This is a genomic window from Thiocystis violascens DSM 198, assembly GCF_000227745.2.
Classification (GTDB): Bacteria; Pseudomonadota; Gammaproteobacteria; order Chromatiales; family Chromatiaceae; genus Chromatium; species Chromatium violascens.
In genome coordinates this window covers 1856805-1871731 of sequence record NC_018012.1, presented here as the reverse complement: position 1 = coordinate 1871731, position 14927 = coordinate 1856805, and the positions used below count along the sequence as shown (strand labels likewise).

At 66.5% G+C, this 14927-nt stretch carries 8 protein-coding genes; 7 read left to right on the top strand and 1 reads right to left on the bottom strand.

The features are described from left to right. The first annotated feature begins 201 nt into the window (after positions 1-201). The 3 genes from THIVI_RS22685 (at position 202) to THIVI_RS08310 (ending at position 8367) form a co-directional block, all read left to right on the top strand. Entirely contained in the window at positions 202-6183 is a 5982-nt protein-coding gene (locus tag THIVI_RS22685; RefSeq protein WP_014778155.1) for a PAS domain S-box protein, read from the top strand. Positions 6184-6185: 2 nt separating this feature from the next. Beyond that, on the top strand, positions 6186-7175 hold the full coding sequence (locus THIVI_RS08315; RefSeq protein ID WP_014778154.1) for a response regulator: 990 nt from the start codon (positions 6186-6188) through the stop codon (positions 7173-7175). Between the two features lie 61 nt (positions 7176-7236). Beyond that, on the top strand, positions 7237-8367 hold the full coding sequence (locus THIVI_RS08310; protein WP_014778153.1) for a response regulator: 1131 nt from the start codon (positions 7237-7239) through the stop codon (positions 8365-8367). Positions 8368-8558: 191 nt separating this feature from the next. On the opposite strand, the gene THIVI_RS08305 is transcribed toward THIVI_RS08310, so the two are convergent. Further along, positions 8559-9413 carry a LysR family transcriptional regulator gene (locus THIVI_RS08305; RefSeq protein ID WP_014778152.1) on the bottom strand — a complete coding sequence of 285 codons (855 nt, stop codon included), beginning with the start codon at positions 9411-9413 and terminating at the stop codon, positions 8559-8561. Positions 9414-9596: 183 nt separating this feature from the next. Between THIVI_RS08305 and THIVI_RS08300 the strand changes: the two genes are divergently transcribed. The 4 genes from THIVI_RS08300 (at position 9597) to THIVI_RS08285 (ending at position 14925) form a co-directional block, all read left to right on the top strand. Next, the gene (locus tag THIVI_RS08300) at positions 9597-10238 is read left to right on the top strand and encodes a TusE/DsrC/DsvC family sulfur relay protein (protein WP_014778151.1); all 642 of its coding nucleotides are present in this window, start codon (positions 9597-9599) and stop codon (positions 10236-10238) included. Between the two features lie 149 nt (positions 10239-10387). Next, positions 10388-11548 carry an NnrS family protein gene (locus tag THIVI_RS08295; protein WP_014778150.1) on the top strand — a complete coding sequence of 387 codons (1161 nt, stop codon included), beginning with the start codon at positions 10388-10390 and terminating at the stop codon, positions 11546-11548. 174 nt (positions 11549-11722) lie between these two features. After that, positions 11723-12400 carry an ABC transporter ATP-binding protein gene (locus THIVI_RS08290; RefSeq protein WP_014778149.1) on the top strand — a complete coding sequence of 226 codons (678 nt, stop codon included), beginning with the start codon at positions 11723-11725 and terminating at the stop codon, positions 12398-12400. After that, entirely contained in the window at positions 12397-14925 is a 2529-nt protein-coding gene (locus THIVI_RS08285; protein WP_014778148.1) for an FtsX-like permease family protein, read from the top strand. The genes THIVI_RS08290 and THIVI_RS08285 overlap by 4 nt, the downstream gene beginning before the upstream one ends. Positions 14926-14927 lie beyond the last annotated feature (2 nt).

Below are 14927 nucleotides of genomic sequence, written 5' to 3'. Positions count from 1 at the left end.
GTTGCTTATAAACATGAAATCCTCTGCGCAATCCATGGAAAAGGTCTTGCAACCATCTATTATTTGCCGCTTGCCGCTTGCCGCTTGCCGCTTGCCGCTTGCCGCTTGCCGCTTGCCGGCTCACTCTCGCAATAGCTTTTACCCAACCTCGATCCAGCGTGCCCTCAGTGTATTGGGATTCGTAGCGTTCGGACGCATACGATGAGCACCCCGACGACAACCCCGCGTCTCCTTCGTCAGACGCAACGACTGGCGCTGCTGATTCCGCTCGTCGTTATCGTCCTCTCCGGTTTGGCTATCCTCCGTGTTCTGAAAGAGAAGGAACGCCACGAGGCCGCGCGCCTGCACGCGATCGTCGAACTTCAGGCACGTCATGTCGCTGACTGGCTGCACGAGCGCCAGGGTGACGCCGAGATGGTCCGCGTTAGTCCAAACCCGCTGGAAGGCTATCGGCTGTGGTCGAACCAGAGTGACCTTGGGGCGGCTACGCAGATTCAGGCGTGGCTCTCGCCCCTGTTGGCCAAGGGTGGCTTTCATGCGATCGATCTCTACGATCCCGAGGGGCGGCTGATCTGGAGCAGCGCGGAAGGACGCCATGACGCCGCGTCCGAGCTGGCGCAAGCCCTGCCGATTGCGAATCACACGAAAAGTACGCAACGGGTTGGCCCCTATCTGGACAGCCACGGGCAGATCCATCTGGATTACGTGGTCCCGCTCGGCCTGGACCAGGCAGCGATGTCACCACTGGTCGTGCTGCACACGGGCGCCGAGGATTGGCTGTGTCCGAGATTGCGCGCCTGGCCCAGGCTCAGCCTCAGCGACAGCGGCGAGAGCTTCCTCTTCCGCCGCGATGGCGAGCAGGTGCTCTATCTCTGTCCGCTGCGTCACCTCCCCGACGCGGCCATGCGCCTGCGACTGCCGGTGTCGAGCGCGCGCCTGCTGGCCGCGCAGTTGCTGCGCCACGAGGTTCGGGAAGGCGACACGCTCAAAGGGGTCGACTATCGGGGCGTGCCGGTCCTCGGGGTCGCGAGTTCCATCGCCGGCACCGACTGGATGGTGGTCGCCAAGCTGGACCGGGCAGAGATCCGCGCGTCCGCCGTGCAGGAGATCGCGCTCATCGGACTGGTCGGCGGGCTCCTGCTCGTCACCCTGACCGCCGGGACACTGGTACTCCGGCATCGACAGCGTCTCGCGCTCGCGACCGCCACCCAGGAGGCCCAGACGGAGCGACTGCGCGCACTTGGTCTGCTGGCGGCACTCGCCGATTCCTCGGAAGATCTCATCTACACCAAGGATTTGCAGGGCCGTTACACCCTGATCAACCGCGCCACCGCCCGCTATCTCGGGCGGACGCCGGAGGCGGCGCTCGGTTGCTCGGATTATGACCTGCTATCCCCAGAGACCGCCGAGTCCTGCATCGCGGGTGACCACCAAGCGATCGCGAACGATGCGCCGATCCTGATCGAGGAGCAGGTCAGCTTGGCCGAGGGTCCATGCACCCTCATGACCACCAAGGGTCCGCTGCGCGATGCGTCGGGCCAGGTGATCGGGGTGTTCGGCATCGGCCGCGACGTCAGCGCGCGCCGGGCGATGCAGAATGATCTGCGGGCGAGCGAGCGGCGTTTTCTGGCCACCTTCGAACAGGCGGCCGTCGGCATTGCCCTGGTGGCCCCCGACGGTCGCTGGCTGCGTGTCAACCGCCGGCTGTGCGAGATGCTCGGCTATGCGGAGACCGACCTGTTCGGCAAGACCTTCCAGGACATCACCTACCCCGCTGACCTTGACAGTGATCTGGAACTGGTGGGTCGCGTGCTCGCCGGAGAGATCGCGACCTACTCGCTGGAGAAGCGCTACATCCGCAGGGATGGCGATCCGATGTGGATCAATCTCACCGTCTCCCTCGTCCGCCAGGACGACGGCGCGCCCGATTACTTCATCTCCGTGATCGAGGACATCTCGGAGCGCAAATCGGCGGAATCGCGGCTCAAGCTGTGGAATGACGCCTTCGAGAAGGCCGAGCTGAATCTGGCGATGAGCGACGCGGTCCATCAGTGGCTGCTGGCCGTCAACCCGGCCTTCGCCAGGCGGCGCGGCTATCGCCCGGAGGAGATGGTGGGCATGCCGATCGGCTCGCTGTTTCCGGCCGACCGTTGGGATGCGGTCCAGGCCCAGGTGCGGGAGGCGGACGCCAAGGGGCATCACGTCTTCGAGGCCGAGCACCTGCGTAGGGACGGTGAGCGTTTTCCCGTGCTGCTGGACGTCACCGTCACCTATTCCGAAGACGGTCGGCCCACGAGGCGCATCGTCCATGCGCTGGACATGAGCGCACGCCTCGCGGCGGAAGCCGCCCGGCGCGCGAGCGAAGCCCGGTTGCGCGAGGCGCAGCGAATCGCTGGCCTCGGCCACTGGGAATGGGATCTTCGCCTGGATCGCCATGCCTGGTCGGAGGAGATCTACCAGATCTATGGCCGTGATCCCGCGCTGTCTCCAGCCCGGTATCCGGAGGTCATGCAATATTTCACCCCGGAGAGCTGGGCCGACTTGACGCGAGCCGTGGACGAGGCGCTCTCCGAGGGCACCGCTTATCAATGCGACGCAGAGGTACGGCGTCCGGACGGGAGCCATCGCTGGATCACCGCACGCGGCGAGGCAGTGCGCGACGCCACGGGCGAGCCGATCCTGCTGCGAGGCACGGTACAGGACATCACCGCCCGCAAAGAGGCCGAGCAGGCGCTACGTGAAAGCGAGGAACGCTTCCGAGCGGTGTTCGATCAACAGTTTCAGTTCATGGCGATCCTCACCCCCGAGGGTCGAACCATCGACATCAACGCACTGGTGCTGCATGTCCAGGGTTACGCCCGCGAGGACTTCATCGGTCACCTCTTCTGGGAATCGCCGGCTTGGCGCGACTATCCCGAGTGGCAGCACATCTGGCCCGAGCGTCTCGCGCAGGCCGCCGCGTGCGCGGGGCCGGTGCTGACTCAGGATGTCTACCAGATGCGCGACGGTCAGGTTCGCATGGCGGATGCCGCCACCACCGCGATCCGAGGATCGGACGGGACGGTGCGCTGGTACGTGATCCAGGCCACGGATACCACGGAGCGCTGTCGGGCCGAGGCGGCGCGACGCGAGAGCGAGGAGCGTCTGCGCCTCTTCATCGAGCATGCCCCAGCCTCGCTGGCCATGTTCGACCGCGAGATGCGCTATCTGGCCGTGAGCCGGCGCTGGCTGGAGGACTACGGCCTGCTGGATGGAGATGTCCTCGGCCGCTGTCACTACGCGGTCTTTCCCGAGATCGGCGAATCCTGGAAGACCGTGCATCGACGCGGCCTGGCTGGCGAGGTGATGAGCGCTGACGAGGAACGCTTTGACCGTGCCGACGGCCAAGTGCAATGGCTGCGTTGGGAGATGCTCCCCTGGAATGGAGCCGATGGCGGCATCGGCGGTATCATCATCTTCACCGAGGACATCACCGCCCGCAAAGAGGGCGAACTGAAACTGCGCGCGACTCGACAACGCTTCCAGGACATCGTCGACGCCTCCGCCGATTGGGTCTGGGAAGTGGATATCCAAGGTCGTTACACCTATGTATCGGATGGTGTGAAAGCGGTGCTTGGCTACAGCCCTGCGGAGATCCTCGGCCGCTCAGCCTTTGAACTGATGCCAACCGAAGAGGGGAGGAGGGTCGCGGCGGAATTCAGCAACATCGTCGCCCGCCGCATGTCTTTTCGTGACCTGGAGAACATCAATCTGCACCGGGATGGGCGTCTGCTCTACATCCACACCACCGGCGTGCCGATCCTGGAAGCCGACGGTAAGCTGCTGGGCTACCGGGGCTTGGATCGTGACGTGACGGAGCGGCGGCTGGCCGAGCAGGAGCTGGATCGCTACCGTCATCAATTGGAAGACCTGGTGACAGCGCGCACCGCCGAACTCATGGCGGCGCGCGCCGAGGCCGAACGGCTGGCGCGGGCCAAGGGCGAGTTCCTGGCCAACATGAGCCACGAGATCCGCACCCCGATGAACGCGGTGCTGGGCCTGGCCTACCTGCTGGAGCGCCAGGATCTGTCCGAGGGGGCGCGCGAGTTGGCCCGCAAGATCCACCAGTCCGGCCGCAGCCTGCTGGGCATCATCAACGATATCCTGGATTTCTCCAAAATCGAGTCGGGACACCTCGAGATCGAGCACGTCTCCTTTCGGCTCGACGAGGTTCTCGACAATCTCGCCATCGTCATGACGACCACGGCCGCCGACAAGTCGCTCGAACTGGTCATCAAGCCGCCGGACTGTCTCGACACGACCCTGTTGGGCGACGCGCTGCGCCTCGGGCAGATCCTGATCAATCTCACCAGCAATGCCATCAAGTTCACGGCGTCCGGTGTCGTCGAGGTCGCGATCGAGACCCTCGAGTGCGACGAATCCAGGATCCATCTGCGTTTCTCGGTGCGGGATACCGGTATGGGGATCGACGCCGCCACGCAGGCGCGGCTGTTCCAGCCCTTCGCCCAAGCGGACGCATCCACCACGCGCCGCTTCGGCGGCTCGGGTCTCGGGCTCGCCATCTCCCGCCGACTGGTGGAACTGATGGGGGGACGACTGGGTATCGAAAGCCGGCTGGGCGAAGGCAGTACCTTCTGGTTCGAGCTTCCGTTCGATCTGGCCAAGGCCGCTTCTGTCCATCGGGATCGAAGAACCCAGGTTCGGGTGCTGATCGCCGACGATAACCCGAGCGCGCGTGCTGGCGTGGCAGCCACGGCCGCCGCCCTGGGTTGGCCGTCCTGTCAGGTCGACTCCGGCCGGCAGGCGCTGCGTCGCGTTCTCCGGGATGAGTCTTTCCAGGGGCCGGACGCAGTCGTGCTGTTGAATTCGCGCATGCCGGGGTTGGACGGTCTGGCCAGCGCCCTCGCCATCCGCCAAGCCCTGCCGGCATCCGTCTGGCCCCTGCTGTTCCTGCTCGTCACACACCGGCACGAGGAGCAACCGGCGACATCGGCTGTGCCAGCCGTCGACGCGGTGCTGATCAAACCGCTGACGCCCTCGTCACTCCACGACGCTGTGATAAAGGTACGTGAGCAACGCCTTGGCGACCGTTCACTCTCGCCCCTGACGACGCCGAGCGAGCGCCGGCTAGCGGGTCTGCGTCTGCTCGTGGTGGACGACAGCGACATCAATCGCGAGGTGGCCGAACGCATCTTTGCCGGCGAGGGCGCCCTGATCCATCTTGCCAACGACGGCCAGGAGGCGTTGGATTGGCTGCTCGCTCACCCCGGCGCCGTTGACCTGGTGTTGATGGACGTGCAGATGCCGGTTCTCGATGGCCGCGCCGCCACCCGCCTGATCCGCCAGACGCCCGGTATCGCCACCATACCCATCGTGGCGCTAACCGCCGATGCGCTGCGCGATCAGGAAGCCGCCGCGCTCGAAGCCGGCATGGACGCCTTCCTGTCCAAGCCTTTCGACGTTCCCGAGGCGATCGCGCTGATTCGGGCGCTGACGCATGGTCCGGCACAGGCGCGTGCCGCGATCAGCACCCAGGGACCGAGCGTCGAGACTGTCGATCCGCCGGTCGTCCCAATGCCGGCCGATGCGGATGAGGCACTGCCCGGTATCGCCCTCGACCGGGGTCTGGCCATCTGGAAGGACGACGACGTCTATCGCCAGTATCTGCGCCGCTTCGCACGGAGTTATGCCGACAGCGCCGACACCATCGCCAAGGCCGAACCGGGCTTCGGGCAACAGCTCGCCCATAAGCTCAAGGGGACGGCGGGCAATCTGGCACTGATCGAGGTGGCCAATGAAGCCGGTGAACTGGAGCGGGCTCTCGCGGCGGGGCTCGCCATTTCGGTGAAGCCTCTGCGGCGTGCGCTTGATCGCGCTTTGACATCGATCATATGCTACGCGCCGGAGACGTTTGCGGAGGAGCCCGGACTGGCGAGCCAACTTGAGCCGCCGTCCGCGCGGATTTCCGTTGCCCTGGTCGCGCCCCTGTTGCGGGAGATCCTCGGCGTCTTCGAGCGGTTCGACCCCATGGCTGCCGAGCCGGCACTGGATTCGCTCGCCACCCACTTATCCGCTGCTCAGCTCGCCCCTTTGCGTCAGGCGGTCGAGGAATTCGACGCCACCGCTGGCGTGGCGGCCCTGCACGACCTAGCCGATGCCTTGACGATTCAAATGGAGGATTGAAGATGCCTAGCAACGCGTTGCTCATCGTCGACGACGAGCCACAGAACCTGGCCGCCATGCGCCAGATCCTGGTCGACGATTACCCGCTCGCCTTCGCCCGCAACGGCGCCGAGGCATTGACGGCCGCGGCCCGCTGCGCGCCCGCCCTGGTTCTGCTCGACATCCAGATGCCGGAGATGGACGGTTATCAGGTCTGCCGGACCCTCAAGGCGGACCCGGCGACCGCGTCCATCCCGGTGATCTTCGTCTCCGGACTCACGGACGTCGGCCACGAGGCCGAGGGCTTCGCCGCCGGGGCGGTCGATTACATTGCCAAGCCCTATTCACCGCCCACCGTGCGCGCCAGGGTCGCGACGCATCTCTCGCTGGTCCAGGCGTCGCGACTCGAGCGGAGCTATCACGACGCCATCGCCATGCTTGGCATGGCGGGACACTACAACGACACGGATACCGGCCTGCACATCTGGCGCATGGGCGCCTATGCCCGCGAACTCGCCGGCGCATTGGGTTGGCCCTCGGCATCCTGTAACGAACTGGAGCAGGCAGCGCCCATGCACGACACCGGCAAGATTGGCATCCCCGGCGAGATCCTGCGCAAGCCGGGGAAGCTCGATGCCGACGAATGGGAGATCATGAAAGGGCACGCCCGCATCGGCCACGAAATTCTCTCCAGGAGCGATGCTGCGGTGTTCAAGCTCGCCGCCGAGATCGCCCTCCGTCATCACGAGCGCTGGGATGGCAGCGGCTATCCGGACGGACTGGCGGGCGAGTCCATCCCCGAGTCCGCCCGGATTGTCGCCATCGCCGATGTCTTCGACGCGCTCACCATGAAACGCCCCTACAAAGATGCCTGGCCGATCGAGCGAACCATGACGACCCTGCGCGAGAGCAGCGGCAGCCATTTCGATCCGCGCCTGCTTGATCGCTTCGTCGAGATCCTGCCGCGCATCCTGGAGGTCAAATCGCAGTGGGACGCGCGCGAGTCTGCGTGATCGCGACAGCCCAGTCGGACGAGACCATGATCGTCAGAACAGTCAGTGAGAGAACGAATCCATGAGTGATTCCACCGAGCATCGGGTCATGATCGTCGACGACGATGAGATCTCCGCCGCCGCGCTCGAGATTGCACTGCGGTCGCGATTCGAGATCCACACCCTCTACTCAGGCGAGGCGGCCCTGCTGGCCCTGGAGCAGATCAAACCGGAAGTGGTGCTGCTGGACATCTCCATGCCCGGCATCGATGGCTATGCCACTTGCCGCCAACTGCGTAAGCGGCTGCCTCAGGAGGATCAGCCGGCGGTGATCTTCGTCTCCGTCAAGGATACGTTGGAAGATCGCCTGCTGGCCTATGAGTCCGGCGGCGACGACTTCATAATCAAGCCCGCTCAGCCGGAGGAGGTGCTCAGCAAGGCTCGGGCCATGGTCGGTCTGGTTGCCGAGCGTAAGCGACTCAAGGTTAGCGCGGATTCGGCGCGGCAGATGGCCATGGGCTTCCTCACCAATCTGGGCGAGACCGGCACGGCTTTGCAGTTTCTGCGTAACAGTCAGTCCTGTCTCGAACCCTTGGAATTAGCGCGGCTCGCCATCGCGACACTGCGCGAATACGGACTGGCCGCCAATGTGCAGTTACGGCCACCGGGCGCGACCCTGACCTTCATCGAATCCGGTTCGGCCACGCCACTGGAGGAGTCGGTGTTTGCGATGGTGCGTGACATGGGACGGATCTTTCAGTTCCGCCAGCGGCTGATTATCAACTATCCGCACGTCTCGGTGCTGATCAAAAACCTGCCCATTGCGGACCCGGATCGCGCCGGGCGGCTGCGTGACCTGCTGGCCATCATCGCCGAGGGCTGCGAGACCAGCATGCTGGCCTTGATCCGCATCGCCGAGATCGATGCCCGCACGCGCCAGCTCCAGCAAACGGGCGCCGCTGTCCAGGCCGCGATCGAGTCGCTCCACCAGCAGTATCAAGCGCAACAGTCGGACACTCGGATCATCCTGCACCAGATGCACGACCGATTTACGCATGATCTGCTGTTTCTGGGGCTGACCGAGCCGCAGGAAGAACGGATGATGCAACTGCTCGATGCGTCGATCGAGGAGACGCTGAACCTTTTCTCGCGCGGACTGGATTTTGGCGACCAACTGGCACAGCTCAGACGCGGCATCGCGACCGGTCAATAGGTCTATGGCGCTGGCCAGGAAAGCGCGCTTCCAGGGTCAGCGGCTTCCAGGGTTGCCCGATCGCTCCCTGATCCGGGTGACCTCGGTGATCCGCGACAGGAATCGCTCGACCAGTGCGGGATCGTATTGCCGTGATGCCTGCTCCCGAAGGAAATCGATTTTGGACAGACGGTTATAGCCATCGCATGTGATTACCCCGTCGCCGCCCCCTCGGCGACCAGCGCGCGCAGCGTGGCGAGCGCGGTGGTGAGTTCGCTGGAGTCGCGGTCGCTCGGATAGACGACGTAGGCCGGCAGGGTCAGGGTCGGCGCCCCCTCGACCCGATGCAGACAGCCGCCGCGCAGGTAGCTGGTGGCGACCCGCTCGGGCACGAAGCAGGTGCCGCCGTTGGCGAGGATCAACTGCAGACCGAGCCAGCCGATGTTGGCGGTCTGGGCGGGGCGTTCCAGGTCCGGATAGACCTTGCGGTGCTGAGCATAGAAGGTCGGCCCCCAGTCGACATAGATATAGCCGTCGTCCGGCGCGTCCTGGTGCGGATCGTCGCCGACCAGGATCAGGGTCTCGTCGAAGAGGTGCTCGACCTGGATGCCGGCGCCCTGCTGGGGGCTGTACATCAGGGCCAGATCCATGGTGCCGGCGATGATGCGGCGCATCAGGTCTTCCTCGAAGCCGATCTCGGTATTGAGCGAGATGTCCGGCGCCGCCGCGCGCATCCGTCCGGCCCAGCGCGGGAGGAAGTCATCCCAGAGCGCGATGCGCGCGCCGATCGTCAGGCTGGCGCGAAAGCGGCTCGGCAGACCGACATCGTGACGCGCCTGCTCGACGGTGAGCAGCAGGGTCTTGGCGTGGCGCAGAAAGCGTTGACCGGCCGAAGTCAGTCTGGCGCCCGAGCGGTTGCGCACGAACAGTCGCGCGCCGAGCCCCTGCTCCAGGTTCTGGATGCGAGCGCTCACGGTAGATTGCGTGACATGCACGCGATTGGCGGCCTCCAGGAAACTGCCGTGGGCGGCGACCGCGAGAAAGGTCTTGATCTGGTCGATGTCCATGTTGGGCGCTCATCGCGTGTCTATCTAACTCTATCGAAATCTCCGATACCAAAGACCCAATCATTTCGTTTTTCTTTGGTCATGCTCGCCACTAAGCTTAACTCATCACAGTCAGTGTGGATTCGGTTCGGGCCGACTGGCGGCGCCGATCCACCGGATGTCGTAACCGTCGGAGAGCAGACGATGATCGCAGTCAGAATTTCCATGAAGGCCACCCATGAGCCACTCAAGCGGACCCCCGTCGTCCTGCGCCTGGACGCGGACGGTACCGAGACCGCACCGGTGCTGACCGATCGCGCGGGTCTGGCCAGCTTCGACCTGCCGCCGACCAGCGGCAAGATTCTGGTCTCCGGGGTGGAGCGCTTCGAGGGCCGACTCGACGGCGAGATCCCGATCGAACTCTGGTCGATCACCCAGTCCGAGCGGGACTCGCGCGGACTCCCCGGCGAATTCCCGAGCGGCAGCAACGCTTATCCCAGCATGACGACCCGCGCGGTTCGGGTCGGCGAGCGCGCGATCCTGACCGATAGCGAGGGCTATCTGGTCGATCCCTCCGACTGGTCGGAAGATTTCGCGCGCGCCCTGGCCGCACAGGAGGGATTGACGCTGAACGCCGAGCATTGGGAGGTGATTCGCTATCTGCGCGCCCGCTTTGCCCGACAGGGTACCCAGGCGACGGTGCGCGACATGATTCTTCACTTCCGCCGGGTCTGGGGTCGCGAACGCGGCAGCAACCGCTATCTGCATCAGATCTTTCCGCGCGGCGGGCCGCAGAAGCAGGGCAATCGGCTGGCGGGGCTGCTGCGGACCAAGGGCGAACATTGAATCAGCTGTCAGCTTTCAGTCACCAGCAAGCGCCTAGCCGCTGGCGCCGGGACGCCTATAGCGCTTGACCAGCATCAAGGTGGGCGGTTGTCGCGACGGCTAACGTCTGCGCAAGCTTTCGCTTTAGTCGCCAACTGGCACCGACGCACATGACCCTCACCGCCATCCCCGTCCTCGCGCTCGGGTTCCGTCCCTTCTTTTTGGCCGCTGGCCTGTCGGCGATCCTCTCCGTTGCCGTCTGGTTGGCGATCCTGAGCGGTCTCTGGCCTCAACCGAGCTATCTCGCCGGGGCCGCTTGGCATGCTCACGAGATGCTGTTCGGCTATCTCGCGGCGGTGATTGCCGGGTTTCTGCTGACCGCCGTGCGCAACTGGACCGGGATGCCGACGCCGACCGGTGCCCGACTCGCCGCGCTGGTCGGGCTCTGGCTGGTCGGGCGGCTCGCGCCCTGGCTGGGGTTGCCGCCGCTGCTGATCGCGCTGCTCGATCTCGCCTTTTTCCCGGCGCTGGCGGTGGCGCTCTGGCGCCCGCTCTGGCATGGCCCCAATCCGGTCAATCGGGTCTTTCTGGCGGTCTTCGCGGGCATGACCCTGGCCGGGGCGATGGTGCATCTGGACGCGCTCGGTCTGTTCGCCGGAGGCGCGACGCGCGGTCATCGTCTGATGTTGGATCTGGTGCTGGCGATTCTGCTGCTGGTCTCGGGGCGGGTGATGCCCTTTTTCATCAAGAGCGGCATCGCGGGCGCGCGGCCCCAGGCGTTTCCGATCCTGGAACGTCTGACCTTCGTGGTGGCGGCCGGACTGCCGATCGTCGACCTCATCCAGCCATTCAGTCGGCTCGCGGGCGGCCTGGCGATCACGCTGGGTCTGCTGCAACTGGCGCGTCTGCTCGGCTGGCATGATCGGCGGATCTGGACCACGCCCATGCTGACGGTTCTCTACGTCGGTCTGCTCTGGCTCGCGCTCGGTCTGGTCCTGGATGGATTGCCGGCCTTTGTCGCCCTGACGCCGCGCGGCGCCCTGCATGCCCTGGCGGTCGGCGCGATCGGGGTGGTGACGCTGGGCATGATGTCGCGGGTGGCGGTGGGGCACACCGGTCGGCCGATGCAGGCGGCGCCGCTGACGTTGGTCGCCTTCGTTCTCATCAATCTCGCGGCGGTCCTGCGCGGTCTCGCGCCTCTGTTCGCCCCCGCCAACTATCAGGCTTGGCTGATGGCCGGCGGTCTCTGCTGGATCCTCGCCTTCGGACTCTTTCTCTGGGTGCACGCCCCGCTGCTGCTGCGTCCGCGCCCGGATGGCCAACCCGGTTGAATGAATCGGTAGAGTTTGTCCCGGAAATCGTCGAGCCGGTGGCGTTCAAACCGAGAATTGCCGCCGAAGCCGGGAGTCGAGCGGCAGCGCCCCACGACGCTTTGGCTGATCGGTCGCGGGCGAGCCAATTGCCGGTAGAATGGGGCAGGCGCCATCACCGGATCGAGAGACGCAATGCTCACCATCGAAAACCTGACCAAGCGCTTCGACGCCACGTTCGACCGTCCGCTGTTCGAGCAGGTCTCGCTGACCCTGGCGGCGGGCGAGTCGGTCGCCATCATGGGCGAATCCGGGGTCGGCAAGTCCACCCTGCTCAATTGCATCGCGGGTCTGGAGTCGGTCGACGGCGGCCGCATCCGGCTGTGCGAGACGGATCTGACGACGCTCGACGAGGACAGCTTCGCGCGGCTGCGCCGACGGGATTTCGGGTTCGTGTTCCAGGCGTTTCATCTGCTGCCGCACCTGACCCTGGCCCAGAACGTCGCCCTGCCGCTCTGGCTGCTCGACCGGGACGAGCGGACCGCCGACGCGCGCGCCCGCGTCATGCTCGAACGGGTCGGACTCGGACCGCGCGCGGACGACTGGCCGCGTCATCTCTCGGGCGGCGAGATGCAGCGCGTCGCCATCGCCCGCGCGCTGGTGCACGAGCCCGCGCTGGTGCTGTGCGACGAGCCGACAGGCAACCTTGACCCCGGACGCGCCGCCGGGGTGCTCGCACTGCTGTTCGAGCGCATCCAGGCCGCTGGCGCCGTCGCCATTCTGGTCACGCATTCCGTCGTCGCGGCGGGCCATGCCGACCGCATCCTGCACCTGACCCAGGGCGGACTGATTGCCGTGCCGGTCGGCGCATGAACGCGACCCTGCGCCACGTCTTTCTGGCCAGTCTCTGGCGTCGCCGTCTGGCCACCTCGCTCTCGCTGCTGGCGATCGCGCTGGGCGTGGCGTTGGGGCTGGCGGTTCAGCTCATCCACACGGCGGCGCTCGATGAGTTCGGGCGCGGCATCCGGCTGCTCAACGGCGCGGCCGATCTCCAGGTACTGGGTTCGCGCGCCGGTTTCAGCGACGAACTCTATGCGCGGCTGGCCCAACGCCCGGAGGTGGACCAGGCCAGCCCGCTGTTGGAGGTCGAGACTCGGCTGCCCGAGCGGGACGAGACCCTGCGCATCCTCGGCATCGATCTCTTTCGCATCGGCGCGGTCACGCCTTCGCTGCTGCCGGTGGGCGCCGATCCGGACGCGTCCACGCCTGGCGACGGCGACCGGCTCGACGCGCTCCAACCCGATGCGCTCTTTCTGAGCCCGGCCGCGTCCGCGCGTCTCGGGCTCGCGCCGGGCGACCGGCTGCGGGTGCAGGTCGGAACGCGCGAGCGGATTCTGCGCATCGCCGGCACGGTGCCGGCCGCCGGGGTCGGCCAGGCGCTGGCGGTGATGGACATCGCCGCCGCTCAGCAGACCTTCGAGCGGATCGGCCAGATCACCCGCGTCGATCTGCGGCTCAAGCCCGGCGTGACCCGTGCGCTGGCGCAAACGCGACTGGCGGCGCTGCTCCCGCCAGGCGTCGCGATCCTGACCCCCGACGACGCGGCCTCCGAGGTGCTGGGTCTGTCGCGCGCCTATCGGGTCAACCTCACCATGCTCGCGGCCATCGCCCTCTTGACCGGCGGCTTCCTGGTGTTTTCGACGCAACTGCTCGCGGTCGTGCGCCGGCGTCAGGAATTCGCCTTTCTGCGCGCGCTCGGGCTCGATCGTGGCGGTCTCTGGCGCGGCCTGCTCGCCGAGGGCGCGGTGCTCGGGCTGATCGGCGGACTGCTCGGCTGTCTGCTGGCTTATCTGCTCGCCGCGCTCGCGTTCGCCGTGATCGGCGGGGATCTGGGCGCGGGCTTCTTCCGGGGCATCGCGCCCCAGGTTCGCGTCGAGCCGGTCCTGACCCTGATTTATCTGGCGCTGGGGGTGTTCGCGGGTCTGGCGGGCGCCTGGCTGCCGGCGCGCGAGGCGGCACGGATGGTGCCGGCGCGCGGCTTGCGCGCGGGCGACGAGGCCGAGGTCTATCGGGCGCGGCCACGCTGGGGCATGGCGCTCGGCGCGCTCCTGCTGGCGGCGCTGAGCTGTCTGCTGCCGCCCATCGCCGGGGTGCCGGTGTTCGGGTATCTGGCGGTGCTGTTGATCCTGGCGGGCGCCATCCTGAGCCTGCCGGGCGCGACCGTGGCGGCGATGGCCGGGCTGCGCCGGGGCCGCTCGACCCTGTGGCGGCTCGCCCGCACCCGGCTCGCCGCCGCGCCGGGGCAGACGGTGGTGGCCGGCGCCGGCGTGGTCGCGAGTGTCGCGCTGGCGGTGTCGATGGCGATCATGGTCGACTCCTTCCGCGGCTCGGTGGACGACTGGCTGACCCGGATGCTGCCGGCCGATCTCTATCTGCGCGCCTCGGATGCGACAGCCAGCGGTTATCTCGATCCCGCGTCGGTGGCGCGGGTGGCCGCGCTGCCGGGCGTCGCGGCGGTCCGTCCAGTGCGATTCGAGACGCTACGCCTGGGGGAAACCGGCGCCGCGATCGCGCTGATCGCGCGTCAGGTCGGCACCGATGGCGGACTGCCCCTGGTCGCCGGGACGCTGCAACCGCCAACCGGGCCAGCGTCGCCCCATCCCGCCTGGATCTCGGAGGCCATGGCCGATCATCTGCGCCTCGGAGTCGGCGACCCGCTCGCGCTGCCGCTGGGCGAGCGGAGCCATTCTTTCCGGGTGGCCGGCATCTGGCGCGACTATGCCCGTCAGCAGGGCTCGGTGGTCATCGAGATCGCGGATTATCGCGCGCTGACCGGCGATACCCGCACCAATGATCTGGGACTCCTGCTGACCGCCGGGATCGAACCCGAGCCGGTGATGACGGCGATTCGCGCCACGCTCGGCGAACAGCTCAGCGAGATGATCCTGCCCGGCACGCTGCGCGCCATGATTCTGGGCGTCTTCGACCGCACCTTTCTGGTGACCTATTTGATGGAGGCGGTGGCGGTTCTGATCGGTCTGTTCGGCATCGGCACCACCTTCGCCGCGCTGGCGACCAGCCGTCGCAAGGAGTTCGGCATCCTGCGTCATCTCGGTTTGCGACGCCGTCAGATCGGTCTGCTTCTGGCGACCGAGGCCGCGCTCTCCGCCGCCGTCGGCGTCGTCATCGGACTGCTCGCGGGCGGGGCCATCGCGCTGGTGCTGATCGAGGTCGTCAATCGGCAGAGCTTCCACTGGAGCATGGATTTGCAGCTTCCGGTCGGACTGCTGCTGATCTTCAGCCTGTCGCTGATCCTGCTTGCGGCACTGGCCGCGCGTCTGTCCGGCGCCCAGGCGATGCGTCAGGATGCAGTGCTGGCGGTGCGGGAGGATTGGTAACG

Bases quoted from the DNA above. Each gene is read 5' to 3' on its own strand.
- THIVI_RS22685 (WP_014778155.1), top strand. From the start codon at position 202: ATGAGCACCCCGACGACAACCCCGCGTCTCCTTCGTCAGACGCAACGA.
- THIVI_RS08315 (WP_014778154.1), top strand. From the start codon at position 6,186: ATGCCTAGCAACGCGTTGCTCATCGTCGACGACGAGCCACAGAACCTG.
- THIVI_RS08310 (WP_014778153.1), top strand. From the start codon at position 7,237: ATGAGTGATTCCACCGAGCATCGGGTCATGATCGTCGACGACGATGAG.
- THIVI_RS08305 (WP_014778152.1), bottom strand. From the start codon at position 9,413: ATGGACATCGACCAGATCAAGACCTTTCTCGCGGTCGCCGCCCACGGC.
- THIVI_RS08300 (WP_014778151.1), top strand. From the start codon at position 9,597: ATGATCGCAGTCAGAATTTCCATGAAGGCCACCCATGAGCCACTCAAG.
- THIVI_RS08295 (WP_014778150.1), top strand. From the start codon at position 10,388: ATGACCCTCACCGCCATCCCCGTCCTCGCGCTCGGGTTCCGTCCCTTC.
- THIVI_RS08290 (WP_014778149.1), top strand. From the start codon at position 11,723: ATGCTCACCATCGAAAACCTGACCAAGCGCTTCGACGCCACGTTCGAC.
- THIVI_RS08285 (WP_014778148.1), top strand. From the start codon at position 12,397: ATGAACGCGACCCTGCGCCACGTCTTTCTGGCCAGTCTCTGGCGTCGC.